This is a genomic window from Nitrospirota bacterium (assembly GCA_013388455.1).
Classification (GTDB): domain Bacteria; phylum Nitrospirota; class Thermodesulfovibrionia; order Thermodesulfovibrionales; family SM23-35; genus JACAFF01.
Map to the genome: position 1 here is coordinate 20413 of JACAFF010000039.1, position 26830 is coordinate 47242.

Below are 26830 nucleotides of genomic sequence, written 5' to 3' on the forward strand. Positions count from 1 at the left end.
TAACCTAACAGGATAAGATGCTCAATTCATAAAAAATGAATCTATGATAGAAAATATCAAGATAGATTTTCTCAGGAATTCATATCTATTTTCTTCCCTCACAGATGAAGAATTGCAACAAATATGTAAGGAAATTGCAATTGAAGAATTCAAAAAGCATGAAACAATTTTACATGAGGAAGATACTAATGAATTTATGTACATAATTTTATACGGTAAGGTAAAAGTTTCGAGGATAAATGAAGACGGAAAAGAAATCATTCTTGCTCTCCATCAAACTAATGATTCCTTTGGAGAATTGTCACTTATAGATGGCAAGACAACCCCTGCTACGGTATCAGCAATTGAGGATTCACTTATAGCTTTTATTTCGAGGAAATCATTTTATTCCATACTCTTAAATCGTGAAAAGGTGCTCGAAAAGATACTGTATGTGCTATGTTCAAGGCTACGTGAATCCTGGAATAAAATTTTTTTATTGAATTCAAAAAATGCAGCACAAAAGATAAAAATGCTTTTTCTTATGCTCTCCCACGAATATGCAGAAAAGACATCAAATGGGATAATAATCACTATTAAACTCACACATCAAGAAATAGCTGATATGACAGGATTAACAAGAGAAACAGTTACAAGAGTGATTGATAAGCTTCAAAAAGATAAGGAAATATCTATACTTAACAATAAATTTATACAACTTAGTAATGATTTTCTTAAGAAGTATTCTGATATGTGATTTACATCACAGACTGCCTAAAAGATTTTTGTTATAAATTAATTAAAATCCCTACCAATAACCCCTCCTTCCAACCCTTCGACCCCTCGGAGGGTTGTCTTTTTTATAACCATATATTAATCAACATTTAATTCCTTTTTCAGCCATGCTTTAAGTTCACCTTCAGGGGCATACATGCCTTTAAGTAGACATACTGTTTTTTCAAATTGTTTCGGCAACTCAAATTTTGCAATTTCTTCTGCCTCCTGATGGTTTCTCTTAATTAAATAAATGTAATATGGTTTTGTCCAGCAATTAACTACAAAATAGACAGAATAATCGTTTTTTGACCTGACTATATGCCTTCTATTTTCCCCATGAGCCCAGATGTTACCCCACTCAAGATAAACTCTAACGGCCATTTCAGGTGTCATCTCCCAGTCGATTGAATTGATTAGAGACCTGTCCTTTTTTAATTCATCAAGAGTTAACATTTTCAACCTCCTTATTTTATATATATATTTTAACTTAAAATGAGAATTGCAGAAATGACAAAATTTCTTTTAAAATCAATCATGCGAGAGTGGCGGAACTGGCAGACGCGCTGGACTTAGGATCCAGTGGGTAAAACCGTAGGGGTTCAACTCCCCTCTCTCGCACCATTTTTAATATTCAATCTAACCTATATCTAACTATAACTATGTTATTAAAAATCATGGGGTTAGCTTCTTTATTAAATAACTTCTATTAATCCGAAAATCTTTATTTCTATAACATATCTATTTTGATATACTAATAAAAATAATAAGGTAATGTCGAAAGTTTCATGGAAAAAAGTACGGGATATGAAAACAAACTATGAGGGGGGTTAAAATGTCTCCCGCCAGCGGGGGGGACAAGAAGGGAGGCAAGAAAAAAATAAACAATGCATTGATATTTAAGGGTTTTAAGTCTTTTTGAGAAAAGACTTTTGATAATAATAATAAAATAAGGAGGGGGATATGAAACACATGCATGAAAAGAAAACAGAATCAGAAGGGAAAGCAGCTTTTATAACTTCGAGAGATACCCTTGACGGTGCATATCCTGGACTTATATTAGGTATCAATGCAGTCCGTTTAGGTCTTGAAGCAAGGGTATTTTATACTTTTATGGGTATCAATGTTATACGAAAAGGATGGATCGAAAAGGCCAAATTCCATCCTCCTGGACTAATGGGAGCAATTCCAGGAATGGCAGCAATGGCAACATGGATGATGAAAGGGAAGATCGAAAAAGCCCGGATACCTACTTTACCTGACCTGCAGGAAATAGCATCACTGGAAGGGGTAAAATTTATTGCCTGTAAAATGACAGTAGATATGATGGGACTTAAACAGAAAGATTTTATTGAAGGAGTTATTATAGAGCCAGCAGAAGATTTCCTGAAATATGCTATAGACTGTAAAATTTGTCTTTATACGTAACTATCAGTCCATATTGAATGAAATTATCTAAAAAAGGTTTACAGTTAAAACTAAAAGGGGGTCTTATGAAAATAATGCTGAGGTTAATCTTGATATTTGTTTTTATTTTGTCTTTGAGTGGTTTGTCATATGCTACAAATGGTATGAACATGATCAGTTATGGTGGACAAGAAGCTGGAATGGCTGGTGCAAGTCTTGGTGTTTCCAATAACCCAGTAGCAATGAATAACAATCCAGCCGGGCTTACAGCGATTCAGAATGCAGATTTAATATTAGGTCTTTCCCTATTAATGCCAGATCTTAAGCATAGGGATTATATCTCGCCGTTCGGTCCGAATAACAAGGAAGGTGAGGATAGAGTTTTCCCATTGCCGATTTTAGCTTATGCAAGCAGGGTTGGTAATAGTTCTTTAATACTTGGTGTTGGAGTATTTGCTCAGGGAGGGATGGGTGCTGACTTTAAAGGTCTCAATACTGCTTTTGGAACAGCAGACCGAACATATACTAATGTGCGTTATGCAAAGATTACTCCATCAATCGCATATGAGATAACAAAAAATTTTTCAGTCGGAGTTGCTTTCAATGTTGGATATTCTGATGTAGAAATGGAATTTTTCCCTAATACCTTTTTCCCTGGTGCAGAGGGTGTACCTTCTTTTGCTGGTATGGATCTTGAAAATGAATATGCTTTTGGATATGGTGCAAAGATAGGTCTTATGTATAAATTAAGCGATGTGATAAGTATTGGCTCTGTTTATACAACGCGCTCTGAACTTGATTATGACAATGGAGAGATCGAATTTTATGGTCCAGATCCCATAGGGGGGAGATATGATGCTTCTATGGAAGGTTTTGCCTGGCCTGCTTCGTGGGGAATTGGAATAGGTATTACACCTAACAGTAAGACACTTATCGCTGCTGATATAACATGGGTAAATTGGAATGATGCACTGGATACTGTTACCATAAAAAACGCAAGCAATGTGCCAGGAATGGATTCTATTGATTTCAGAATGGACTGGAAAGACCAGATAGTTATTGCCATTGGTGGTGCATATGATGTTACTGAAAATCTGACTGTAAGAGTAGGGTATAACTATGGTGAGAATCCTGTGCCTGATGAAACATTAAGTCCTCTATTCCCTGCAATTACGGAACATCATATAACTTTTGGTTTTGGTTATAAAATAAGCAAAAACATGAGGATAGACGGTGCTTGGGAACACGCATTCAATAATACAGTTACTTATTACAATCAGGAAGCTCCATTCGGACCCAACGCTATTGAAGAACATAGCCAGAATACAGCACATCTTTTTGTATCATATACATTTTAAGAAATAATTTAACATTCCTGGGGGTGTAATGCTCCAAAGGAATGTTAAATCGCAAAGGTTTTATTATTAAATCAAAATTTGATTTGTCTTTGACCTTGATTCTCCTGTGTTTGTAACATATATGGCAGGTTTTGAGCCGACAGGACATTTAGCTTCGCAGATGCCACACCCGATACAAAGGTTAAGATCAACATGAGGCTGTTTTAAAAATATCTTTTTACCCTCTCTATCTTTGACAACTACTTCTTCAAGCCATATAGCCTTCGTGGAAGTAGGGCATACTTCTTCACATACAATGCAGGGAGTTTTATGAGCATAAGGAAGACATCTACCTTTATCAATCATAGCAAGCCCGATCCTTAAATTCATTTTCTCTTTAAGAGATAATTTTTGTATTGCACCAGTTGGACAGACCTGGCCACAGAGTGTACAACGATATTCACAATATCCAATCTCCGGGATGAGTCTTGGTGACCATATACCTTCAAGCCCGGCTTCAAGAAATGTCGGTTGAAGGCCATTAGTAAGGCATACCTTCATGCATTCACCACATTTGACACATCTCTTCAAAAATTCTCTTTCTTCAAGTGCTCCCGGGGGTCTTAGTAAAAAAGGATTATAAAAACCTGACTTAGAAACAGGAGAAGATCTGATTAAAGGAACTGCTAAAACCCCTGATACTATTGAAAGCACAACCTGTCTTCTGCCAAGGTTCATAGGTAAAGGTCTATTCTTTCCCAACCCAAAACTTACTGCATTGGCAGGACAAATGTCATCGCAGTTAAAACATGCAAGACATTCAGTTTTACTCCATTCTTTGCTTTCTTTTTTTAAAGCTCCTCCTTGGCAGGCAGTTGAGCACAGATTGCATGAATTACAACCCTCACTAACTTCACGTTTTAGGATGGCATTACGGGAAAAAACTCCTAAAAGTGCACCGAGAGGGCAGATATATTTACACCAGAATCTCCTCTCAAAAAGATTCATCATTAGTATAGTGAAGAATATCAAGCCAATAAATATCCCCTGAAAATAAAAAGGTTGATGAAAAGACAATATTTTTTGTTTCAGAAAATCATATATGGATTCAGATATGCTAACAATGCCGGAAATATTAGTGTTATAAATTGCATCAAAAAACCCCCTTATTCCATAATCAATTAATGGATAGATACTAATAGATAATGATCTTATTAGAAGGGATATAGGGTCAAGGATGCCGGCAATTTGAAGTGTAAAGATAGAAGAAAAGATAATGATTATAAGGATATAGTATTTTACCCTATGCCAGTTCTTACGGATTTTCATCGGGTATTTTTTTCTTAATGAGCTTACGATATTGTTGAGAGTGCCGAGAGGACAAACCCACCCGCAGAATACTCTTCCTAACGGGATTGTCAGGAGAATGAGTATGAGTGAGAGAAAAAAAGCAGGGGGTATATTTTTACTATGTGTAGACAACATTGTAGTGATGAAAATTAAGGGATCAAAATCGAGAAAAAGCTTTACAGGATATCCAAGTGTATCGTTACCTTTTGATTCAGTCTGAAAGAAAAGAAAAAGAAACAACAAAAGGAATAATGCCTGTGAAAATCTTCTAAGATTTTTTTTAGACATTTAAATTTTTTATTTTAAGCCGTGAAAGATCCATTACACCGATTCCTATTTCAGCTCCAGCTTTAACATATGAAAGGTCACTTCCTTTCATGCCAAAGAGAGTTGCTCCATAAGAATCAATAGCAACCTGGTCAATTCCAGCAATAACAGTATCAAGCCTTTTTACATCTTTAAGATCCCCTCCTTGAGGACCATTTGCAGTGAGTATACGAATAGCATCGAGTATAGTAAGTGTAGGTTTGATAACGAGACAGATGTCAGCAAGGCACTCTCCTATCCTCTGATGAATAGCTCCTCGCTGTCCACCCATCACTCCCATCCAGTTTTTCATTGACATAGTAAGCTTTGCGAGGCCATGATTTTTTGCGATCGGGACATTAATAACTTTATCGGCTTCAAAAATATCTTTATAAAGAGGCCATGAAGTAAGAGCCTGTCCCTTTATTGAAATATCTTTAAATCTTCTGTTGTCAATAAAGCTGACTTCTGCTCCAAGTGAACGTGCAGCATCTGCAATCCCACTCTGTTTGTAGCATCTCCTTGGGTCATTGACGCTTCTATCAAATACTTTTACTTTTTTTGCTCCTGCATCGAAGCAGAGTTTCACTATTGTCGCAACTACTTCTGGATTTGTATTTGCAGCTTGTTCAGGAAGTCTATCCCATGCCATATTTGGCTTGACAACAACAATATCACCCCTCGAAACGAATTTTCTCATTCCCCCCATTGCATCAATAGCTGCTTTTGTCATGTCAGCAGGGCTTTTATTTTTTCCTTTAACTACTACAAGGTCGTATTTTTGTGAAGCATTAGCAGAACTAAAGAGGCTTTCGATACTATTTTCCAAAAAAAACCCACAACCTCCGACAGTTGCAATTTTCAAAAAATCTCGCCGATTCATAATCCCATCCCTTTTAAATATATTTTTAAATAAATTTATTTAATTTATTTTACCATATAAACCTACTATTCTCCTGTTAACCTGAAAGATGCGATTAAAATAATGCAGATGTTGTGAGAAAATTTATCTTCCGATACCTTAGGGTGCCTTAAACAGATGATTTCACGAATATTTTCATTCATTAAACGAATATGGATAATTTAATAATCATATCGAGTTAAAGAAATTTTTGAGCAATATCTGCATTATTTAGGTTAACAATGAAATACTTTTAACCCTGATTATTTATAAATAATAATACAGACTAACAGCAGATTTTTAAGTGTTATGTTACACTGTAAAAAAAGTATCTTACAGGAGGTTATAATGGATATGGATAAAGAATTGTCTCAGAAGAAAAAGCCTGATCCTGAACGTGTTGAGATATTGAAAGCACTTCCGCGTGAATTAAAAGAATCACTTACTATTGAAGAAACAAACGCCATACTATTTGAAGATGTCTGGCCTGATTCATTACAGGAAAAGTTAAAGAAATATATGGTTGAAGAATAAGTATTAGACGGTGTGTTGAAAAAAATACTTATTATTCCTATAGGGGATATTGATCAGTATATACTGCATAGTATTTCTCAAAAACTTGAAAAGACATTCCATGATAAGCTTGAAATAGGGAAGAAAATACAACTACCACAGGATTCTTATGATTCTGATAGAAAACAATATAATTCATCAATTATCCTTCAGAATATAAAACCCATTAAACCAACAAATGTTGACCTTATACTCGGAATAACTGATGTAGACCTTTTTGTGCCGGAACTCAACTTTGTTTTCGGAGAAGCAGATGTATCATCTGGAATAACGATAATATCTCTCTTGAGGCTGAAGCCTGAATTCTACGGAGAAACACCTGATATGAAACTCTTTCTTGAAAGGGCTGAGAAGGAAGCAATTCATGAGCTTGGTCATGCATACTGGCTTGGACATTGCACAAATCCAAATTGCATCATGTATTTTTCTAACACAATCTATGATACAGACATAAAAGGCTCGGGATTTTGCAGAAAATGCAGAAGGTTACTCGGGTATTTTTAGAAAAGACAATAAGGTTAATAAAAAGCCTTGGCCATTTTAAAATTTCCTCTACAATCTCTATAGCAAAAGTGTTACTATATCTAACCCAGATTATTTATTCATAGACGATGGTTAATAAGACAGGAAAGAGTATTATAGCGGATTTTTTGCCCAAGAAATTCAGTAATACTTAATTTTAGGAAGGTGAAGTCATGCCAAAACTGAAAGATATTAAAAAAGTAATGATAATAGGTTCAGGCCCGATTGTAATCGGGCAGGCATGTGAATTCGATTATTCAGGAACGCAGGCTTGCAAGGCATTGAAAAATCTTGGATATGAGATAGTTCTGGTTAATTCAAACCCCGCAACCATAATGACAGATCCTGGAATAGCTGATGTTACATATATTGAACCTCTAAATGTTGAATACATGATAAAAATTATTGAAAAAGAGAGACCCGATGCAATCTTACCTAATCTGGGTGGACAAACGGGATTGAACTTATCTTCAGAATTGTATCGTAAAGGCATACTCGATAAATACGGAGTGAAGATTATTGGTGTGCAGGCAGAAGCCATTGAACGCGGTGAAGATCGTATCGCGTTTAAGGAAACTATGAATAAGCTTGGCATAGAGATGCCGCGAAGCGAACCTGCCTTAAGTGTTGAAGAGGCTGAAGAGATTGTTTCAAGACTTGGCTTTCCTGTTGTAATACGTCCTGCATATACGCTTGGAGGCACAGGAGGTGGACTTGTCTACAATCTTGAAGAACTTCGTGTGGTTGCAAGCAGGGGAATATCTGCAAGCCTTATAGGACAGATCCTGATAGAAGAATCCGTCCTTGGTTGGGAAGAGCTTGAACTCGAAGTTGTTCGTGATGCAAAGAACCAGTGCATTACAGTATGTTTTATTGAAAATGTTGATGCAATGGGAATTCATACGGGTGATTCGTACTGCACTGCACCAATGCTCACCATTGATCCAGAACTTCAACAAAGATTGCAGAAATATTCTTATGATATCGTTGAGGCCATTAAGGTAATCGGGGGGACTAATATCCAGTTTGCACATGATCCGAAAACAGGAAGGGTTGTAGTGATTGAGATAAATCCAAGAACCTCCCGTTCTTCTGCGCTTGCCTCTAAAGCAACCGGATTTCCTATCGCTCGTATCTCAGCACAACTGGCAGCAGGTTTAACCCTCGATGAAATACCGTACTGGAGAAAAGGTACTCTCGAAAAATATACCCCATGGGGAGAATATGTAGTAGTAAAGTTTGCCAGATGGGCATTCGAGAAATTTGAAGGGGTTGAAGATAAGCTTGGTACGCAGATGCGTGCAGTAGGCGAAGTAATGAGCATTGGTAAGACATATAAGGAAGCATTCCAAAAGTCAATACGTTCTCTGGAGATCGGAAGATATGGACTCGGTTTTGCCAAGGATTTCAATAAAAAGTCTCTTAATGAACTCATGGATATGCTCTCTTATGCGACAAGTGAAAGGCAGTTTATCATGTATGAGGCCTTGAGGAAGGGAGCAAAGGTTGATGAACTATATGAAAAGACTCACATAAAACCATGGTTCATAGAACAGATGAAAGAAATCGTCGAATTGGAAGAAGAATTACTTAAATATAAAGGTAAAATATTACCTGATGAACTACTAATCAGGGCAAAGAAAGATGGTTTTGCAGACCGTTATCTTTCACAACTTCTTGGAATATCAGAAAAAGATATACGTACACGAAGGAAAGAACTAAAATTAAATCAGTCATGGGAACCTGTTCCTGTAAGTGGCGTTGAAAATGCTGCCTATTATTATTCAACATACAATTCTCCTGACAGACTACCGATAAGCAGTAAGAAAAAAATAATGGTGATTGGTGGCGGGCCTAACCGTATCGGGCAGGGCATTGAGTTCGATTATTGCTGTGTGCATGCAGCATTTGCCTTGAGAGACAAAGGATATGAGTCCATTATGGTAAACTGCAACCCAGAGACAGTTTCTACAGATTACGATACATCTGATAAATTGTATTTCGAGCCTATAACTGTTGAAGATGTGCTGGGCATATATGAGAAGGAAAAACCAGAAGGGATTATTATTCAGTTTGGAGGGCAGACACCTCTCAATATAGCAAAGGAACTCTCTGAAGCCGGTGTGAGAATAATCGGGACATCTCCGGAAACTATAGATCTTGCAGAGGATAGAGACCGTTTCCGACAGATGATGAAAAAATTAGGTATTCCTATGCCTGATTCAGGAATGGCAAGCACACTCGATGAAGCGTTAAATGTTGCAAGCAGAATAGGGTATCCGCTTATGGTCAGACCATCATATGTTCTTGGAGGACGTGGTATGGAGGTAGTTCATGATGAGCAGATGCTAATACACTATGTAAATGCTGCTGTAGATGTTACTCCTGACCGGCCGATTTTAATTGATAAATTCCTTGAAAACGCAATCGAAACAGAAGCAGATGCAATTTCTGATGGTACAGATGCATTTATACCTGCAGTAATGGAACATATTGAGCTTGCAGGAATACATTCAGGTGATTCTGCATGTGTTATTCCTCCTATAAGTATTCCGCCAAAGCATCTTGAAACCATACATGAATTTACTCGAAAAATTGCTGTGGAGTTAAATGTTATAGGTTTGATGAATATTCAGTATGCTATTGCTAATGATACGGTATATGTACTTGAAGCAAATCCCAGGGCATCACGAACAGTTCCGCTGGTTTCAAAGGTATGCAACATTCAGATGGTGCGTATCGCAATGGAGATAATGCTGGGCAGCAAGCTTTCAGAAATGAACCTTAAATCTTTTTATATACCTCATTTCGGAGTGAAGGAGGCGGTATTCCCGTTCAACATGTTTCATGAAGTTGATCCTATCCTCGGGCCCGAGATGCGTTCAACAGGAGAGGTTCTTGGTATGGGTAATTCTTTTGGGCTTGCATATTATAAAGCACAGGAAGCAGCTCAACAGAAACTTCCAACTTCTGGAACAGTTCTTATAACTGTAACTGATGAGGATAAACCTGCTGCTATGCAGGTTGCGAAGCGTTTTGAAAGGCTCGGATTTCAAATATTTGCAACCCGTGGAACATTCAATTATCTTGCTAAACACGGAATAAACGCAAAATTGATAGATAAAATGCATGAGGGCCGTCCTAATATTGTTGATGCCATAAAAAACAGAAAAATACATCTTGTAATTAATACTCCAAGTGGAAGATTGAGCAAGCATGATGATTCATATATACGAAAATCTGCTATAAAATATAAAGTGCCTTATATAACTACAATAGCAGCGGCAGTAGCCGCTGCACGTGGGATTGAGGCGTATCACAAAGGTCATAATGACATAAAATCACTTCAGGAATATCACGCTGATATTAAATAGCCCCAGAAGTTAGTTGAATATCATTAGCATTTAGCAGTATAATTTTGCCGTAATACTATTTATGGGGGGTGATAAGGTAGAAAAGAAATTCATTTTTGTATTAAATTATTTTTTATTTAAATCAAAAATATTATTTAAAAGAGAGGAATCTACTTAATAAGGAGGGGAATATGAAGATTAAAATTTTTTGTATTGTCTTATCTTTGTTCATGATAAGCTTTGTTTTTGGTTGCAAGCCTGCTGAAAAGCCTGTGGAAAAACCTGCCGAACCTGTTAAAGAAATTCACTGGGGATATCAGGGAGAGGGTGCTCCTGAAAACTGGGGGAAATTGAAGCCAGAATATGCCTTGTGTGGGAGTGGAATGTCGCAGTCTCCTATAGACTTTAATAAGACATATAAGACTGACCTGGATGAAATTGAATTTGCTTATAATGATACACCACTTAAAATAATTAATAACGGACACTCTATTCAGGTCAATTGTGAACCTGGAAGCACAGTCATGATTGATGGTGAAAAATATGAACTTGTTCAATTCCACTTCCATGCGCCGAGTGAGCATACTGTTAACGGACAGTTCTATGATATGGAACTACATCTGGTTCATAAAAATCAAAATAATGATATTGCTGTTGTTGGTGTATTCATGAAAAAGGGCGTAGAGAACAAACTGATACAGGTTTTATGGGACAATATCCCAACAGAGATAGATAAAGAAAATCTTGTGAGTGGGATTTCTGTTAACGCGTCCAGCTTGTTGCCAAAAGACAGAAAATATTATCATTACTTTGGTTCTTTAACAACCCCGCCATGCACTGAAGGAGTAAACTGGAGTGTATTCAAGACACCTATTCAGGTATCTGAAGCCCAGATAGAAAAATTTAAAACTGTTATGGGTGTAAACAATAACAGGCCAGTACTTAAAGTTAACAAGAGATTTATTCTGGAATCGAGATAAAGTATTTTGCTATTAAATGACAGAGGGCAGAGAAATTTATTTCCCCGCCCTCTGTTTGATATAATCATAAAACTGTGACAGACTATGGCAAAATAAAAACCTTTGTTCAGAAGACTCTTGGATGTGGCTGTCCAGAAGAAGTATTTAATTCTATAAGTTATCTGCCAGATGTAAAATTGGGTGATATTACTTTAAAAAGCAGGATAAATATTGGTAATAGACTTCTTGTATATATAGTGGAAATAGATAACCCTGATCTTCTAAAGAAAAATCTTACAATTCTCATTGCTGAAGGAAAGAAGGACAGAGATAGTTTCGGGATGAACAGGCTGCGTCTTGTAATTGTATCCGATATGAATGATATTCATAAGCATGCCCATTCTATTTTTAATTCAATTGTGAAAGATGAAAAGGTTCATCTGCATGTTATTTCTAAAAATAACTTGCCGGAATTTTAGATAGAACAAATAGAATTTCTTATGTATATAGAATACTTTGGCCTAAAAGAATCTCCTTTTTCGATAGCTCCGGATCCACGTTATCTTTATCTTAGTGAACAACATAGAGAAGCACTTGCACACTTGATATATGGAGTAAACAGTGATGGCGGTTTTGTTCTCCTTACAGGAGAAGTCGGAACAGGTAAAACAACTGTATGTCGTTGTCTTCTTGAACAACTTCCAGAAAATACTAAAATCGCATTTATTATCAATCCTAAATTGACAGTTGATGAACTTCTGGCATCAATATGTGACGAATTTGGTATAGACTATCCTGCTAACAATAAAAGTATAAAGGTCTTTGTAGATAAAATAAATAAGTATTTACTTGAAAATTTCGAAAGAGGGCATAAGACTGTAATTATTATAGAAGAGGCTCAGAATCTCACTATGGAGTTGTTAGAACAAATAAGACTTTTAACAAACCTTGAAACCACAAAGAGTAAATTATTACAGATTATAATGATAGGTCAGCCAGAACTCAGAGATATTCTCTCAAGGTCTGAACTCAGACAAATTTCACAACGAATTACAGCACGTTATCATATTGGACCTTTATCAAGAAAAGAAATTGTTTTCTACGTAAACCATCGTCTTACAATAGCAGGAGCAAGAGAGAAATTATTCCCTGATTATATATTCAAAAGTATATATCAGTATAGTCATGGAATTCCGAGACTTATTAATATGATTTGTGATAGAGCTTTGCTTGGAACATATGTTCAGGGAAAAAAATATGTAGATAAATCCACATTGAAAAAAGCTGCTATGGAAGTATCTGGAGATCTCAAAACTCGAGGTTACAATAGAAAAACATTGAAATGGATATTGACTATATTTTTACTTTTTCTTTCTGCAAGTTCAATTTTTATTAGCTATTTTCGATATAGAGAAGATATTGTTAAAAATAAAACAATTCTCTCAGGAGTAAAAACATCTGAAGAAACAAATTACAAGACTTTTAATTGGATGATAGATGAAGAAATAATCAAGAATGACGTAGATACCACTTACCGGGCAAATACAAGACAATGGAATATCCCTTATCAGTTACAAAAGCAATCTGCAGTATGCGATTTTACTCAAGGAGATGGTTTACTATGTTTGACACCTGATGGTGTCATAGAAATAGGGAAAAGATAAAAATGTCATATATACTCGATGCTCTTAAAAAATCCGAGAAAGAACGAAGACGTGGTGTTGTGCCTGATTTACTAACCATACAAGAAGTTGCCTCACAGAAGGAAAAAAAACATTATCTATGGTTTTATCTGCTAATATTTGCTTTAATTTTGAATGCTGGACTTTTCGTATTGATGCTCGCACACTGGGAGAAAGATCAAAAAAATATTGTTAATCAAAAACCTATATCTAAAAAAACCAGAGAACTTTCAGAGGAAAGTTTAAAGTCTGATATAGTTGAAAGTAAATCTGTTTCATATAAATCAAAAGAAGTCAAATCAACATTTATTGAAAAAAATGATATTGAAGATACTTCAGAACAAAAGAAACAAATACTTTTGAGTGTTAAAAATACATCTGAGATAAAATCAAAAAAGACAGAAATCCCTATTAAGAACAAAATATATAATCTAAATGAATTACCATTATATATTCGAGAGAAATTACCTTCTCTAAAAATTGCTGTTTCAATTTATTCAGATGACCCAACCTTACGAATGGTGAAAGTTGATAACAAGACGTTGCATGAAGGTGAATATCTGACAGATGGTCTAAGATTAGATTCAATCACCAATGATGATGTGATTTTCAGTTATGAGGGCTTTCATTTTCGTGTAGCAACTAGGTAGATTTCATAATTCTTTACTTCAATAAAAGCAAAGTCGTATAATATTGTTTCATTTAATTATAGTATATATCTATTCACTGAAACATTTGTTACAGGACATAAAACGATCAATATAGCAAGAGATTTCGCAGCTTATCGCTGGCTTGGGAATCATATTAATGAGGTTTAAAATATGAAAATAGTCGTATGTATTAAACAGGTGCCTGATACTGCTGAGGTGAAAATTAATCCTGAAACCGGGACCCTTATTAGAGAAGGTGTGCCAAGCATTATTAATCCATTCGATATGCATGCACTTGAAGCAGGGATTCAGATTAAAGAGAAAGTCGGTGGTAAGGTTACCGTTATTACTATGGGTCCTCCACAAGCCGAAACAGCACTAAGAGATGCAATATCAATTGGTGCTGATGAAGGAGTACTTATTTCAGACAAAGAGTTTGCAGGCTCAGATACATGGGCAACATCATATACTTTATCAAAAGCCATAGATAAAATCGGTGCGGATATTATTCTATGTGGTAAACAGGCAATAGATGGTGATACAGCACAGGTTGGTCCTGAGACTGCTGAGTTTCTGAATATTCCGCATATCTCATATGTTAAAAAAATTGAAGAGATTAATGAAAATATAATAAGGGTTCAAAGGATGATGGATGAAGGATATGATATTGTTGAATCTACTATGCCAGTATTATTAACAGTTGTGAAGGAGATAAATGAACCGAGATTGCCCTCATTGAAGGGTAAAATGGCTGCCAAGAAAGCTTTAATTCAGAAATGGGGACAGTCAGATATACAGGCTGAAAAAGATAATATAGGCATTAAAGGTTCACCAACACAGGTGAAAAATATCTTTAGTCCTGAAGCCCGCTCTGATAGAAAAATGCTTGTAGGGTCACCGGAAGAACAGGTTGAAGCTTTACTTCAGGAACTCAGGAGTTTGAAATGTCTGTAATAGTTAATATAGAAAAATGTACAGGTTGTGAAAATTGTATTTCATCTTGCCCGTTTGATGCAATTGTAATTAAAGAGGGAAAGGCATTTATTAATGAATATTGTCAGGCATGTATGAATTGTTTGAATGTCTGTCCTGAAGGAGCAATTATAGAAATAAAAGAAGAAAAGACAAAACAATTCAATATTGGAGATTATAAGGGAGTATGGATATTTGCAGAACAAAGAGAAGGAAAGATTGCTTCTGTTGCATATGAACTTTTAGGGATTGGCAGAAAACTTGCTGATAAATTAAATACAGAACTTTCAGCAATTGTATTTGGTGCATCTGAGTCAGAATCGCAAGAGCTAATCAGATGGGGTGCTGACAAGGTTTATTATACCGATAATGAGATCTTTAAACAGTTTAATGATGAACCTTATGCTAAACTTCTTACCATTCTTATTAATAAGTATCTGCCGGAGATTGTTCTAGCGGGTGCAACACCGATTGGTAGATCTTTTATCCCAAGGGTTGCAGCGAGGTTACGCACTGGATTGACTGCAGATTGTACATCGTTTGAAATTGATAGTGAAACGCGAAATCTCCTACAGATAAGGCCTGCATTTGGAGGGAATATAATGGCTACCATACTCTGTCCAAATAACAGGCCACAAATGGCTACAGTAAGACCGAGGGTAATGAAACGTGGACAGTATGACAAAACAAGAGTAGGTGAAATTGTTAATATTACAGCAGATGGAATATCTTCACGAACAAAAGTATTACAGACTGTCAAGGAAGTTTCAGATCTAACGGTCAATTTACAGGAAGCGGATATTATAGTATCTGGCGGAAGAGGGCTTGGTGACCCTAAAGGGTTTAATCTTCTTAAAGAGTTGGCTGAAATACTGGGTGGTGCTCTTGGAGCTTCAAGGGCAGCAGTAGATTCTGGATGGATACCATACAGACATCAGGTTGGTCAAACAGGTAAAACAGTTTGTCCAAAAATATATATTGCATGTGGAATATCAGGTGCTGTTCAACATCTTGTCGGCATGCAGTCTTCTGATATCATAATTGCAATTAATAAAAATCCTGACGCCCCTATATTCAATATTGCTACTTTCGGGATAGTGGGAGACCTGTATGAGATTATCCCGCTCTTGATCAAGAAGATTAAAGAAGCAAAGGGTTTAGGAAATTAACAATTCTAAATCAGCGGTGGCTGTAAGCCTTCCGCTGGAAAAATGATCTATTTTTTCTTCCCAAATATCTAATGACAGAGAAGCTTGACTTTTATTTATCTAAAGGTAGTGACTTGTTATGTGTCTTATTTGTATACATCTCGTCTATGTCCAGCTTTAACAACTATAATATGTAATTCCATTTGAATAATATTTTCACTATTTCGTTTTTTATGATATTATGAATAAAAAACGAAATGGCGGATTGAAGCATTATTCTTACAGCACTGAGCGAACATACCTTCAGTGGGTTGCACGTTTTTTGTCTTATGCCCTTATATCAGAGAATAAAAAGGTTGAAGATTTGTCGTTTACAGTTTCGCTACAGATTTGCTTCAGAATGGCAAGCGGAGGAGATTTTAAAATAATGAAAATTGCCTTTGTTTTTCCAGGTCAGGGATCACAATATGTTGGAATGGGCAGAGAAATTTATGAGGCCTTTAATATAGTTAGAACGACATATCAGGAAGCATCAGAAGTTTTACAGTATAATGTTGCTGATTTATCCTTTAGAGGTCCGGAAGAAGAACTGAATAAGACTTACAGGACACAACCATGTATATTAACTCTGAGTATTGCAATTCACAGAATTTTAATATCAAAAGGAATAAATCCCTCAATCGTTGCTGGACACAGTCTCGGTGAGTACTCTGCTCTGGTTGCAGCAGATGTTTTATTATTTTCAGATGCACTTAAAATTACAGAAAAACGTGGTATATTTATGCAAGAAGCTGTCCCTGAAGGTAAAGGACTTATGGCTGCTATACTTGGTTTAGAAAGAAACAAAGTTGATGAAATATGCCTATCTTTGAAGTCAGGATATGCTTATCCTGCGAATTATAACTGTCCTGGACAGATTGTGATTTCAGGTGAAAAAGATGCAGTAGAAGAAGCTATAAATTTATGTAAAGAGGCTGGTGCCAAAAGGGCAGTGCCCTTAACAGTGAGTGTCCCTTCTCATTGTAAATTAATGGAAACGGCATCCAGGCAACTTTCTGAAATTCTTGATACAATAAAATTTAAAAGGCCAACAATTCATTTTATCAGCAATAAAGATGCGAATTTTATAGAGGATGCAGAAGATATAAAGAAATCACTCATACAACAGCTTGGCAGTCCGGTACTCTGGGAGGATTCAGTGCGGCTGATGAAAGATTCAGGAGTGGATACATTTATCGAAGTGGGTCCTGGAAAAGTTCTATCAGGACTTATCAGGAGAATAGTAAATGATGTAAAAATATTTAATGTCGAAGATATGAAGGGGATTGAAATCATAAATTCGCAGATAAAATTATGAATAAATACATTGATCAGTTTATAAGATATCTTGAAATCGAAAAAGGTGTATCAACACATACACTGAGGGCTTATAAAAAAGACCTTGAAGAATTATTTGAATATGTAAAAACTAAACCAGAAGAAATCGATATGGTCGATATAAGGGGTTTTATTGCAGAACAGATTAGGAAGGGTCTGAATAAAACAACTGTGAGCAGGCGTCTTTCCAGTATCAGATCATTTTTTTCATATTTATACAGGGAAAGATTTGTCACATTCAATCCTGCAAAACTTGTGTCACATATCAGGACTGCAAAACTTTTACCACGGTTTTTATCAGTTGATGATGTATTTGCACTTGTAGAGAAACCTGAAGGGATAGGTTTTCTGCCAGCAAGAGACAGAGCAATTTTAGAACTTCTTTATTCAAGTGGTCTTAGAGTGAGTGAACTTTCAGGACTCAATACTGATGATATTCATTTGAAAGATGCCCTGATAAAAATACGCGGTAAGGGTAGAAAAGAACGTATTGTTCCAATTGGGTCAAAGGCGATTGATGCTGTAAAAACTTATCTTGTTGAAAGAATGTTATTTAAAAGCAAAGACAGGGCTTTATTTTTGAATAGACTTGGAAGTAGGTTGACAGACCGAAGTGTGAGACGTATAGTAGTTAAATATGCACGAACTTTAGGATTTAATGAAAAGGTTAGTCCCCATACTTTTAGACACTCTTTTGCAAGTCATCTTTTACAAGGAGGTGCTGACCTTAGAGTTATTCAAGAACTTTTGGGTCATTCTTCTCTCTCGACAACACAGAGATATACTCATTTAGATATTACTCATTTGATGGATGTTTATGATAAGTCACATCCACTTGCAGGAGAAAAAAAGGCTTTTACACCAATAGTTCAGAAGAAAGGAAGTCAGGGATAAGCTAAAAGTAAAAATGAAAGTGAAGAGATTACAAAAATGAATGAACAAAACAAATTGAAGGGTACAACTATACTCTGTGTAAAGCGTAATGAAAGGGTTGCTATCGGAGGTGATGGACAGGTTACAATGGGGAATACTGTATTAAAAAAGAATGCCAGGAAAATCAGAAAGATGTTTGGAGACAAGATTCTTGCTGGATTTTCTGGTGCAACTGCCGATGCTTTTACTTTGTTTGAAAAGTTTGAAGTTAAACTTGAAACTTATCGTGGAAATATAACAAAAGCTGCTGTAGAGCTCGCAAAAGATTGGAGAACAGACAAGATATTGAGAAGGCTTGAGGCTATGCTTGTTGTTGCTGATAATGAACACATATTTATTATCTCAGGCACAGGGGATGTAATAGAACCTGAAAACGGAATTGCAGCTATTGGTTCAGGAGGACCTTATGCACAGGCAGCGGCAAGAGCGCTTATCGAAAATACTGAACTATCGGCAAAGGAAATTATAGAAAAAGCAATGAAGATAACTTCAGATATTTGTATATATACAAATGAAAATATTGCAATAGAGGAGATTAATGGATAACATTACACCTAAAAAAATTGTTGAAGAACTTGATAAATATATAATAGGGCAGCACAAGGCTAAGAAAGCAGTAGCAATTGCTATGAGGAACAGGTGGCGCAGACAAAGACTTTCACCTGAATTGCGAGATGAAGTATTACCTAAGAATATAATTATGATAGGCCCTACTGGTGTTGGTAAGACAGAAATTGCACGGAGACTTTCAAGATTAGCGAATGCCCCATTCGTAAAAGTTGAAGCGTCGAAGTTCACCGAGGTGGGGTACGTTGGAAGAGATGTTGAATCGATGATAAGAGATCTTACAGAAATATCTATAAACATGGTCAAAACAGAACATGTTGAAAAAGTTCAAGAAAAAGCAAAAGCTCTTGCAGAAGAACGTCTTCTCGATCTGCTACTGCCCCAACCAAAAACTTTAAGGGGAACAGGAATAGAAGAAGAGGAAAGAGAGAAACACAGAGAGACAAGGGAGAGACTCAGAGCACAACTCAGGGAAGGAAAGCTTGACAACAGATACGTTGACATAGAAGTAAAGGAGAAGATGATACCCTTTGGTGTAGTTTCAAATGTCGGGCTTGAAGACCTCGAAATTAATCTAAAAGAAATGCTCGGAAACTTTCTGCCAGAGAGGGCAAAAAGAAAGAAAGTAAAAATTAGTGAAGCGCTGTCAATATTACAGAATGAAGAGGCGAACAAACTTATTGATATTGACAAGGTAACAAAAGAAGCAATTGAGAGAGTTGAGCAGACAGGTATTGTGTTCATAGATGAAATAGACAAGATTGCAAGCAGAGGATATTCACACGGACCTGATGTTTCACGTGAAGGTGTGCAGAGAGATCTATTGCCAATTGTTGAAGGAACAACTGTAACAACTAAACACGGACCAGTAAAAACAGAACATATTCTATTTATTGCTGCAGGGGCTTTTCACATGTCAAAGCCATCTGATCTTATACCTGAATTACAGGGGCGTTTTCCAATAAGGGTTGAATTAGATGCTCTTGGGAAAGAGGAATTCATTAAAATTTTGACTGAACCTTACAATGCTTTAATCAAACAATATACAGCTTTGCTCTCTACAGAGGATGTAACATTAGATTTTACAGAAGATTCTATAGATGAAATAGCAGGTATAGCAGCACATGTTAATGAGAAGACAGAGAATATTGGGGCAAGAAGACTTCATACAGTTCTTGAAAAACTCCTTGAAGATATCTCCTTTGAAGCACCTGAAAAAAAGAATGGTAAGCTCGTAATAGACAAAAAGTATGTAAGAGATAAGTTGAATGAAATCGTCAAAGACGAGGATTTGAGCAGGTATATTCTTTAGAAGAGAAATTTTTATTGAAACATTATATTTGTCTGTTAATTCTTATTAGTCTTATTGTTCATATAACTTCCTGTGCCTCTGTGCGCTATGAAAAATATCCGGACAGCGGTTATGCTGTTGCCTCCTGGTATGGAACAGAGTTTCACGGCAAACCGACTTCTTCAGGAGAAATTTTTAACATGTATGCTATGACATGTGCACATAGAAGTTATCCTTTTGGCACCAAACTTGTGATTACAAATATCTCCACGAATAAGAAAGCATATTGTATTGTGAATGACAGGGGGCCCTTTGTTGAAGGAAGAGATATTGATCTCTCATATGCTGTAGCAAAAGAAATAGGTCTAATACAAGACGGTGTTGGAAAAGTAAGAATCGATTATTCAGGAAGAGATGATTCATATATAAGAGAAGTTAAGGATGTTGCCAGAGAAGGTCCTTTTACTTTGCAGATAGGGTCTTTTATAGAAATTTCGAATGCCATTAGATTGAAGAAAGCCCTTGAGATGAAATATAACAAAGTATATATTACAGAAGCAGAGATTGAAGGGAAGAATTTTTACAGAGTTAGGATAGGAAAATTCAGCTCACGGAAAAATATATATTCTCTTGCAAATACTCTTGCAGATGAGGGTTATCCTGTTTTGATTACAGGTTATGAAGAAAAAATATAGAACTGGTGAAATTCTTTATGGCTACTCAATACCTTGGAACATTAAACAGTTATGACCCCCTCTATGATATACTTCTTGAGCAGATATATCCAGACGTAAAAAGCCCTATTATTCATGTAGACAAAATGTCTTCAAAGAGAGTTTACAAATATACAGAAGAGAAGTCCCGAATCTCAATAATAGGTAAATTTTTTCGATTAAATGATCCTCAGCAAGACAGACTTCTCAGGAAAAAGGCTGAATTCGATAATCTAATAAAGATAAGGAGCTATGGTTTCGATAAATATCCTCTTTATGTTGTGCGTCCAATTAATAGAGAAGAGAAAATAGGTCTTGCCCTAACAGAGGAATTTATTTCAGGAAAAGACCTTGATTATTACCTGAAAAAAGCAGTATTTGAAAACAAAAAAGATGTTTTAAAAGATAAGCTTTCGAGACTTGCAAAATTTCTTCATGAATTCCACAGAAAAACTTCTATGAATTGTAACGTAGATCTGGATTCAGTAATTACATATTTTCAAAAGATATTAAATAAACTATATATCCAAACAGTAATTTCTAAAGGTGACAGATTGTTATATCTAAAATTTATGGATAAATGGATTAATAGAGGATTACTTCAAAATGTGAAAAGTGTCATTATACATGGTGATGCGACGCCAACAAATTTTATATTTATGGAAAGTGGAAATGTTGTAGCAATAGACCTCGAGAGGATGAGACATTCTGATTCTGTGTTCGATGTTGGTATGGTATGTGGTGAATTAAAACATGCATTTATGTGGAGAACAGGTAATTCATATGCTTCAGAACCATTTATCAGCCATTTTCTTAAATCTTATTCAAGTCACTTTAAGAATGTTGCGAGAGCATTCAGAGAAATTACTTTCAGAAACCCATTTTATATGGCACTAACAGAATTAAGAATAGCAAGAAACAATTATCTTGATTGGAACTACAGGAAAAGACTTGCTTTTGAAGCCATGGAGTGTTTAAGATGGGGGCTTAAATTAAGATGATAAAAGCTATTTTTTTTGATCTTTATGGAACGTTAATTGATATCAGGACTGACGAATATGATGATTCTGTTTATGAAACACTTTCAAGATATCTATCATATTATTCTTTTAATATCCCACCTGATGAACTAAAGAAATCCTATTTTGCACTTATTCAGAAAGATATGCAGAACAGCAAAGAAAAATATCCTGAAGTTGATGTATATAAAATCTTCTTTAGTATTCTTCAGGGATATGGAAGAAAAAAATGTCCAAAGTATTTTGTGACAAATATTGCTTTATTTTTCAGGGCTCTTACGCTTAAACATTTTTCAGTTTTTGATGGATCCTATGATGTTATTAATACTATTGCTAAAAAATATAAGATAGCCATAATTTCTGATGCACAGTGGATATTTGCAGAGCCAGAAATGTCAGTGCTTGGTATCGATCAGTTATTTAATACAAAGATTTTGTCATCGAAAATGGGATTTAAGAAGCCTGATATAAGATTGTTCACTTATGCTATGGAAAAATTTGGAGTTAAATCTGAGGAGTCAATTTATATAGGAGACAATCCTATGAAGGATCTTAAAGGAGCAAAAAATGCAGGTATGAGATTTATTCTTTTCGGATCGGAATACAGAGAATATAATGGTTTATACCCAGATAGATGTTTTTATCATTATTCAGAACTTATTGGAATCCTCAACGAGATAGAAAAATGAAGATAACAGGCCATACCAAGATTACTGGAATTTTTGGTTATCCTATCGAACATACATTGTCCCCTGTAATGCATAATGCGGCATTTGAAAATCTCGGGCTTGATTATTGTTATGTCCCTTTTCTTGTCCTTCCTGATGACCTTCCTTATGCTGTGAAATCAATAAGAGCCCTTAATTTACGAGGAGTCAATATTACTATACCTCATAAGGAAAAAGTAATGCCGCTTCTTGACGAGATTAAAGAAGAAGCTTCTATTATCGGTGCTGTTAATACAATTGTAAATACAAACGGCAAATTAACAGGATACAACACAGACGGCATAGGATTCATACAATCACTAACAGAAAAAAATATTTCACTTGAAGGAAAGGACATACTTATAATAGGGGCAGGAGGCGCAGCGCGTGCTATAGGTTACTATATCAGTCAGAAAGCAAAATCACTTGCAATTTCTGGAAGAACTCAGTATAAGGTTGAAAATCTCGTCAAAGACTTGAATAGGTTTAATAAAAATAAAAATGTTATTTCGCTTGAAGATGTTACAGATATTAAAAAATATCATATGATAATAAATACAACTCCATTAGGTTTGAAAGGTAACGATCCATTACCTCTCGATATCGGTCTTTTAAGAAAGGATCAGATAGTATATGATCTCATATATAAAAAGACACCCTTAATCCAAAAAGCTACTGAAAAAGGATGTTTGACCCTCGATGGATCGGAAATGCTCATCTGGCAGGGAGCCCTTTCTTTTGAAATATGGACAGGCAAAAAACCTGATATAGCAGTAATGCGCTCGTCTTTACTGGCTGCTATTAGGTAGATAAATCTCTTTAACCCAAATAATGCAGATATTGCTCGAAAATTTCTTTAACTCGATACACCCCCCTTTGTCCCCCCTTGCCAAGGGGGGAATTAAAGGGGGGTGTATGTTCAATGAATAGAAATATTCATGAGACCATCAGTTAAAAGTGCACTATGGTATCGAAAAATAAATCTTCTCACAACATATACATTATTCTAATTAAAAAAATAATTTGACAATGGAAAGTTTTTTTTGATAAATGTTAAATAGATAGGTGAATTATTATTAACTGTTATAAACCTTTAAATTGTCCTGTCTGTTCAGCAGATAGGCACGGATAGAGGAGGTGATGAGGGAATATTAAAAAATAATTAAGTATTCCCTTTTCCGAGTAAAAGTTCAAGGATTTATGGAGGTGACAAATGAATGAGTTGGTTCGTTTTAGTAAAAATCTAAATAGTATTTTTGAAATTCGTGGTGTGAGTAGAAGGGATTTCTTGAAATATTGCGCTGCGACAGCTGCTTTATTCGGTATATCAGAACTGGAATTTACTTCTAAAGTTGTGCATGCAATGGAGACTTCCTCCAAAAAGCCGCCAGTTTTATGGTTAGAGGGACAGGACTGCGCGGGGTGTACCATCGCATTTTCACAAATTCTTTATCCACCTGCATCTTCTATAATTCTTGATAAAATATCTCTCAGGTATCATGAAACAGTAATGGCAGCATCAGGAGATATCTCTGAAAAGGTTCTTCATGAGACAGTAGAAAAAGGCGGATATGTATTGATCGTTGAAGGTTCAGTGCCATCAGCAGATGATAGATTCTGCATGATAGGCGGAAAGGCTTTTCGAGTAATACTTGAAGAAACTGCTAAAAAAGCAGCAGCAGTTATTGCAGTAGGTGCCTGTGCAACATATGGCGGGATACCGGCTGCTACCCCAACAAAAGGTGTAGGATTAAATAAGGCGTTGCCAGGAAAAACTGTTATTAATCTTCCGACTTGCCCTGTTCATCCTGATCATCTGGCCGGAACAATTCTGTATTTCCTTACAACGGGGAAGGTCCCGGAACTGGATAAAATCGGAAGACCTGTGATGTACTTCAAAGAAACAATACATGATAATTGCAGACGTCGTGCGCATTTTGATGCAGGAAGGTTTCTTAGAGACTGGAATGATCCAAATCAGAAAGACTGGTGTATGTTCGAAAAGGGATGTAAAGGCCCCATGACAACATCTGACTGTGCTGTCCGCAGGTGGAATGATGGTATAAGTTTCTGTATCGATTGTGGAGGAGTTTGTATGGGATGTGCTGAGCCAGGTTTTTATGCTGAAATGACGCCATTATATACTGCTGAAAGTGAAACTTCAAAACGGTTCTGGGCTATGAGAGAATCAAATTTAACTGATAAAAAGAACAGTTAAAGGAGGTGATTATAATGGCAAAGAAAATTACTATCGATCCAATAACAAGAATAGAAGGTCATTTGAAGATAGAAGTAGAAATTGAAAATGGTAAAGTGAAAAATGCCTGGAGTAGTGGTACAATGGCACGTGGATTTGAAGCAATGTTGACAGGTAAAGATCCACGGGATGCATCATATATAACAAGTCGTTTTTGCGGCGTTTGTTATAGTGTTCACCAGATGGCTTCTGCACGTGCTTTAGATGCTGCATTCGGAGCCGAAGTTCCATGGGGAGGAACATTAATCAGAAATCTCGTTATGGGTGCAGAATACATTTATGACCATTTAATTCATTTCTATCAATTAAGTGCTCTTGATTATATTGATATCATGGCTATTGCAGAATATAAAGGAAATGATAAAGAACTTCTTGCTGTAAAAGATAAAATCCTCTCTCTGGTAAAATCCAATGATACTTATCCTCTAACACCAAGGTATGAACCAGATGAATTTTGTGTAAATGACCCTGAGCTGGTGATCATGGCAGTAAAACATTACATAGATGCCCTGAAAATGAATGCAAAAGCCAGAAATATGGGTGCTATATGGGGTGGAAGAACACCTCATTACCAGAATATTGTTGTAGGTGGTGTTACTTCTTATCCTGATGTAAATCAGGTAGCCAGATTTCGAACTATGCTCGATGAACAAGCCAAGTTTGTTAACGAGGTATACATTCCCGATGTGTTACTGTTTGGAACTGGTCCTTTATGGAAGCTTGCAGAGATGGGTGTAGGTGGAGGTCATTATAATTATCTCTCCTATGGGGCGTTTGAAAAGGAACCAAACGGGAAGGAACTTGTCTTCCCTGCTGGTGTTATTGTCGGGATGAATCCGGCTGAGATTAAGATAGATAAATTTGATCCTGATAAGATAACTGAATCAGTAAAATATGGATGGTATAAAAACAATAAACCAGTTCATCCATATAATGGTGAACAGGTGTTCGATCTCGATAAAAAGGGCGCTTATAGTTTTATCAAGGCACCCCGTTACAATGGTAAACCCATGGAAGTTGGACCTTTAGCAAGGATGCTTGTAGCAAAAAATCCTGACATCATAGGTCTTGTTAAAAAAGGAGCAAAACCCGGTGCAGTGGCACGTCATGCAGCACGTGCTATTGAGACAAAATTGGTAGTTGATGCCTGTTATCATTGGTTAGATCAATTACTTATAGAAATGACAAAGCCTGGATTCAAAATTCATGATACCAACCATTGGAATCCTCCAGAGGCTGGAATGGGCGCAGGATTCTATGAAGCTCCGCGAGGTGCGCTTGGCCACTGGATAAAAATTAAGAATAAGAAGATAGAAAACTATCAGGCTGTTGTTCCATCAACATGGAATGCTTCACCACGATGTGAAAATGAGATACGCGGACAGTATGAAGAGTCTCTCATTGGAGTTCCTGTGCCTGACCCTGATAATCCAATTAATGTTGTTCGTGTTATTCGTTCATTTGATCCATGTCTTGCTTGTGCAATACATATAATTGATCCTCAAACAAATGAGATTAAGAAATTCATCATAGAATGAACCACTTATCAAAAGCTTCGCAGCAAGAAACCATTGGGGGAGACGCTGTCTCCCCCAAAAAAATTGTAATACTTGGAATTGGTAATATCCTGCTTTCAGATGAAGGTGTAGGTGTTCATATAGCAAATGAACTTATGAAGATGAAAATGCCCTCTGGAGTGTCTGTAATAGAAGGTGGCACAGACGGATTCCGACTTTTAAACATAATTACAGAGGCTGACCATTTAATTGTTATTGATGCTGTAAAAGGAGGAGCAGATCCTGGATCTATTTATAGATTTGATATTAATGAAATAAAAAATGTTCCAAAAGGTTTCAAAACATCTGTTCATCAAATAGGTATTTTAGAGGTAATAGACTTATCAGGATTGATAGGAAAGACGCCCCAGACGACCGTTATCGGTGTCGAGCCAAAGTCCTTTGAGATGAGCATGGACTTATCTCCAGAGGTAAAAGCAAAGATCCCCAGAATCATTGAATTGGTGATGGAAGAGATAAAAAAGGCTGTGTCATAA

At 36.2% G+C, this 26830-nt stretch carries 26 protein-coding genes and 1 tRNA gene; 24 read left to right on the plus strand and 3 right to left on the minus strand.

What is annotated here, in order from left to right:
• The first annotated feature begins 43 nt into the window (after window positions 1-43).
• Window positions 44-736 carry a Crp/Fnr family transcriptional regulator gene (locus HXY53_08640; protein ID NWF76613.1) on the plus strand — a complete coding sequence of 231 codons (693 nt, stop codon included), beginning with the start codon at window positions 44-46 and terminating at the stop codon, window positions 734-736.
• Between the two features lie 116 nt (window positions 737-852).
• Here HXY53_08640 and HXY53_08645 read toward each other — a convergent pair whose 3' ends face one another.
• Window positions 853-1209: a hypothetical protein gene (locus tag HXY53_08645; protein ID NWF76614.1), complete on the minus strand. Its 357-nt coding sequence runs from the start codon at window positions 1207-1209 to the stop codon at window positions 853-855.
• Between the two features lie 83 nt (window positions 1210-1292).
• On the opposite strand from HXY53_08645, the gene HXY53_08650 reads away from it, so the two are divergent.
• From HXY53_08650 to HXY53_08660, 3 genes are all read left to right on the plus strand, one after another.
• Window positions 1293-1377, plus strand: a tRNA-Leu gene (locus HXY53_08650).
• 348 nt (window positions 1378-1725) lie between these two features.
• Entirely contained in the window at window positions 1726-2181 is a 456-nt protein-coding gene (locus tag HXY53_08655) for a DsrE/DsrF/DrsH-like family protein (protein NWF76615.1), read from the plus strand.
• A 74-nt stretch (window positions 2182-2255) separates the two neighbouring features.
• The gene (locus HXY53_08660) at window positions 2256-3518 is read left to right on the plus strand and encodes an outer membrane protein transport protein (GenBank protein ID NWF76616.1); all 1263 of its coding nucleotides are present in this window, start codon (window positions 2256-2258) and stop codon (window positions 3516-3518) included.
• 66 nt (window positions 3519-3584) lie between these two features.
• On the opposite strand, the gene HXY53_08665 is transcribed toward HXY53_08660, so the two are convergent.
• Both HXY53_08665 and HXY53_08670 read right to left on the minus strand, forming a co-directional pair.
• Window positions 3585-5135 (minus strand): 4Fe-4S binding protein, encoded by a 1551-nt coding sequence (locus HXY53_08665; protein NWF76617.1) that lies wholly within the window; start codon window positions 5133-5135, stop codon window positions 3585-3587.
• Window positions 5128-6036, minus strand: coding sequence for a DUF362 domain-containing protein (locus HXY53_08670; protein NWF76618.1), 909 nt, complete (start codon window positions 6034-6036; stop codon window positions 5128-5130). Before HXY53_08670 ends, HXY53_08665 begins: the two co-directional genes overlap by 8 nt.
• Before the next feature lie 372 nt (window positions 6037-6408).
• Between HXY53_08670 and HXY53_08675 the strand changes: the two genes are divergently transcribed.
• The 20 genes from HXY53_08675 to HXY53_08770 all read left to right on the plus strand — a co-directional run bounded on the left by HXY53_08675 (window position 6409) and on the right by HXY53_08770 (window position 26830).
• Window positions 6409-6588 (plus strand): hypothetical protein, encoded by a 180-nt coding sequence (locus HXY53_08675; protein ID NWF76619.1) that lies wholly within the window; start codon window positions 6409-6411, stop codon window positions 6586-6588.
• Between the two features lie 12 nt (window positions 6589-6600).
• On the plus strand, window positions 6601-7131 hold the full coding sequence (locus HXY53_08680) for an archaemetzincin family Zn-dependent metalloprotease (protein ID NWF76620.1): 531 nt from the start codon (window positions 6601-6603) through the stop codon (window positions 7129-7131).
• A gap of 191 nt (window positions 7132-7322) precedes the next feature.
• The gene (gene carB / locus HXY53_08685) at window positions 7323-10523 is read left to right on the plus strand and encodes a carbamoyl-phosphate synthase large subunit (GenBank protein NWF76621.1); all 3201 of its coding nucleotides are present in this window, start codon (window positions 7323-7325) and stop codon (window positions 10521-10523) included.
• 209 nt (window positions 10524-10732) lie between these two features.
• Window positions 10733-11482 (plus strand): carbonic anhydrase family protein, encoded by a 750-nt coding sequence (locus HXY53_08690; protein ID NWF76622.1) that lies wholly within the window; start codon window positions 10733-10735, stop codon window positions 11480-11482.
• Between the two features lie 74 nt (window positions 11483-11556).
• Complete coding sequence (locus HXY53_08695; protein ID NWF76623.1) at window positions 11557-11940, plus strand: hypothetical protein; 384 nt, start codon at window positions 11557-11559, stop codon at window positions 11938-11940.
• Between the two features lie 21 nt (window positions 11941-11961).
• Window positions 11962-13125, plus strand: a complete 1164-nt coding sequence (locus HXY53_08700) for an AAA family ATPase (protein ID NWF76624.1) — start codon at window positions 11962-11964, stop codon at window positions 13123-13125.
• 2 nt (window positions 13126-13127) lie between these two features.
• Window positions 13128-13793, plus strand: a complete 666-nt coding sequence (locus HXY53_08705) for a general secretion pathway protein GspB (GenBank protein NWF76625.1) — start codon at window positions 13128-13130, stop codon at window positions 13791-13793.
• Window positions 13794-13964: 171 nt separating this feature from the next.
• Complete coding sequence (locus HXY53_08710) at window positions 13965-14747, plus strand: electron transfer flavoprotein subunit beta/FixA family protein (GenBank protein ID NWF76626.1); 783 nt, start codon at window positions 13965-13967, stop codon at window positions 14745-14747.
• Window positions 14738-15934, plus strand: coding sequence for an electron transfer flavoprotein subunit alpha (locus HXY53_08715; GenBank protein ID NWF76627.1), 1197 nt, complete (start codon window positions 14738-14740; stop codon window positions 15932-15934). The genes HXY53_08710 and HXY53_08715 overlap by 10 nt, the downstream gene beginning before the upstream one ends.
• Before the next feature lie 403 nt (window positions 15935-16337).
• Window positions 16338-17270, plus strand: a complete 933-nt coding sequence (fabD, locus tag HXY53_08720) for an ACP S-malonyltransferase (GenBank protein ID NWF76628.1) — start codon at window positions 16338-16340, stop codon at window positions 17268-17270.
• Complete coding sequence (xerC, locus tag HXY53_08725) at window positions 17267-18184, plus strand: tyrosine recombinase XerC (GenBank protein NWF76629.1); 918 nt, start codon at window positions 17267-17269, stop codon at window positions 18182-18184. The genes fabD and xerC overlap by 4 nt, the downstream gene beginning before the upstream one ends.
• Before the next feature lie 36 nt (window positions 18185-18220).
• Window positions 18221-18769: an ATP-dependent protease subunit HslV gene (gene hslV / locus HXY53_08730; GenBank protein NWF76630.1), complete on the plus strand. Its 549-nt coding sequence runs from the start codon at window positions 18221-18223 to the stop codon at window positions 18767-18769.
• Window positions 18762-20102 (plus strand): ATP-dependent protease ATPase subunit HslU, encoded by a 1341-nt coding sequence (gene hslU / locus HXY53_08735; protein NWF76631.1) that lies wholly within the window; start codon window positions 18762-18764, stop codon window positions 20100-20102. The genes hslV and hslU overlap by 8 nt, the downstream gene beginning before the upstream one ends.
• A 14-nt stretch (window positions 20103-20116) precedes the next feature.
• The gene (locus tag HXY53_08740) at window positions 20117-20776 is read left to right on the plus strand and encodes a septal ring lytic transglycosylase RlpA family protein (GenBank protein NWF76632.1); all 660 of its coding nucleotides are present in this window, start codon (window positions 20117-20119) and stop codon (window positions 20774-20776) included.
• Between the two features lie 17 nt (window positions 20777-20793).
• Window positions 20794-21795 (plus strand): phosphotransferase, encoded by a 1002-nt coding sequence (locus HXY53_08745; GenBank protein NWF76633.1) that lies wholly within the window; start codon window positions 20794-20796, stop codon window positions 21793-21795.
• Window positions 21792-22502, plus strand: a complete 711-nt coding sequence (locus HXY53_08750; GenBank protein ID NWF76634.1) for an HAD family hydrolase — start codon at window positions 21792-21794, stop codon at window positions 22500-22502. Before HXY53_08745 ends, HXY53_08750 begins: the two co-directional genes overlap by 4 nt.
• Window positions 22499-23329, plus strand: a complete 831-nt coding sequence (gene aroE, locus HXY53_08755; protein NWF76635.1) for a shikimate dehydrogenase — start codon at window positions 22499-22501, stop codon at window positions 23327-23329. The genes HXY53_08750 and aroE overlap by 4 nt, the downstream gene beginning before the upstream one ends.
• 404 nt (window positions 23330-23733) lie before the next feature.
• Window positions 23734-24738, plus strand: a complete 1005-nt coding sequence (locus tag HXY53_08760) for a hydrogenase small subunit (protein ID NWF76636.1) — start codon at window positions 23734-23736, stop codon at window positions 24736-24738.
• Window positions 24739-24752: 14 nt separating this feature from the next.
• Complete coding sequence (locus HXY53_08765) at window positions 24753-26315, plus strand: nickel-dependent hydrogenase large subunit (protein NWF76637.1); 1563 nt, start codon at window positions 24753-24755, stop codon at window positions 26313-26315.
• Window positions 26312-26830, plus strand: coding sequence for a HyaD/HybD family hydrogenase maturation endopeptidase (locus HXY53_08770; GenBank protein NWF76638.1), 519 nt, complete (start codon window positions 26312-26314; stop codon window positions 26828-26830). Before HXY53_08765 ends, HXY53_08770 begins: the two co-directional genes overlap by 4 nt.

What these genes read in the sequence shown, in the direction of transcription:
- HXY53_08640 (NWF76613.1), top strand. Translation starts at nt 44, where the DNA reads ATGATAGAAAATATCAAGATAGATTTTCTCAGGAATTCATATCTATTT.
- HXY53_08645 (NWF76614.1), bottom strand. Translation starts at nt 1,209, where the DNA reads ATGTTAACTCTTGATGAATTAAAAAAGGACAGGTCTCTAATCAATTCA.
- HXY53_08655 (NWF76615.1), top strand. Translation starts at nt 1,726, where the DNA reads ATGCATGAAAAGAAAACAGAATCAGAAGGGAAAGCAGCTTTTATAACT.
- HXY53_08660 (NWF76616.1), top strand. Translation starts at nt 2,256, where the DNA reads ATGCTGAGGTTAATCTTGATATTTGTTTTTATTTTGTCTTTGAGTGGT.
- HXY53_08665 (NWF76617.1), bottom strand. Translation starts at nt 5,135, where the DNA reads ATGTCTAAAAAAAATCTTAGAAGATTTTCACAGGCATTATTCCTTTTG.
- HXY53_08670 (NWF76618.1), bottom strand. Translation starts at nt 6,036, where the DNA reads ATGAATCGGCGAGATTTTTTGAAAATTGCAACTGTCGGAGGTTGTGGG.
- HXY53_08675 (NWF76619.1), top strand. Translation starts at nt 6,409, where the DNA reads ATGGATAAAGAATTGTCTCAGAAGAAAAAGCCTGATCCTGAACGTGTT.
- carB (NWF76621.1), top strand. Translation starts at nt 7,323, where the DNA reads ATGCCAAAACTGAAAGATATTAAAAAAGTAATGATAATAGGTTCAGGC.
- HXY53_08690 (NWF76622.1), top strand. Translation starts at nt 10,733, where the DNA reads ATGATAAGCTTTGTTTTTGGTTGCAAGCCTGCTGAAAAGCCTGTGGAA.
- HXY53_08700 (NWF76624.1), top strand. Translation starts at nt 11,962, where the DNA reads ATGTATATAGAATACTTTGGCCTAAAAGAATCTCCTTTTTCGATAGCT.
- HXY53_08705 (NWF76625.1), top strand. Translation starts at nt 13,128, where the DNA reads ATGTCATATATACTCGATGCTCTTAAAAAATCCGAGAAAGAACGAAGA.
- HXY53_08710 (NWF76626.1), top strand. Translation starts at nt 13,965, where the DNA reads ATGAAAATAGTCGTATGTATTAAACAGGTGCCTGATACTGCTGAGGTG.
- HXY53_08715 (NWF76627.1), top strand. Translation starts at nt 14,738, where the DNA reads ATGTCTGTAATAGTTAATATAGAAAAATGTACAGGTTGTGAAAATTGT.
- xerC (NWF76629.1), top strand. Translation starts at nt 17,267, where the DNA reads ATGAATAAATACATTGATCAGTTTATAAGATATCTTGAAATCGAAAAA.
- hslV (NWF76630.1), top strand. Translation starts at nt 18,221, where the DNA reads ATGAATGAACAAAACAAATTGAAGGGTACAACTATACTCTGTGTAAAG.
- hslU (NWF76631.1), top strand. Translation starts at nt 18,762, where the DNA reads ATGGATAACATTACACCTAAAAAAATTGTTGAAGAACTTGATAAATAT.
- HXY53_08745 (NWF76633.1), top strand. Translation starts at nt 20,794, where the DNA reads ATGGCTACTCAATACCTTGGAACATTAAACAGTTATGACCCCCTCTAT.
- HXY53_08750 (NWF76634.1), top strand. Translation starts at nt 21,792, where the DNA reads ATGATAAAAGCTATTTTTTTTGATCTTTATGGAACGTTAATTGATATC.
- aroE (NWF76635.1), top strand. Translation starts at nt 22,499, where the DNA reads ATGAAGATAACAGGCCATACCAAGATTACTGGAATTTTTGGTTATCCT.
- HXY53_08760 (NWF76636.1), top strand. Translation starts at nt 23,734, where the DNA reads ATGAATGAGTTGGTTCGTTTTAGTAAAAATCTAAATAGTATTTTTGAA.
- HXY53_08765 (NWF76637.1), top strand. Translation starts at nt 24,753, where the DNA reads ATGGCAAAGAAAATTACTATCGATCCAATAACAAGAATAGAAGGTCAT.
- HXY53_08770 (NWF76638.1), top strand. Translation starts at nt 26,312, where the DNA reads ATGAACCACTTATCAAAAGCTTCGCAGCAAGAAACCATTGGGGGAGAC.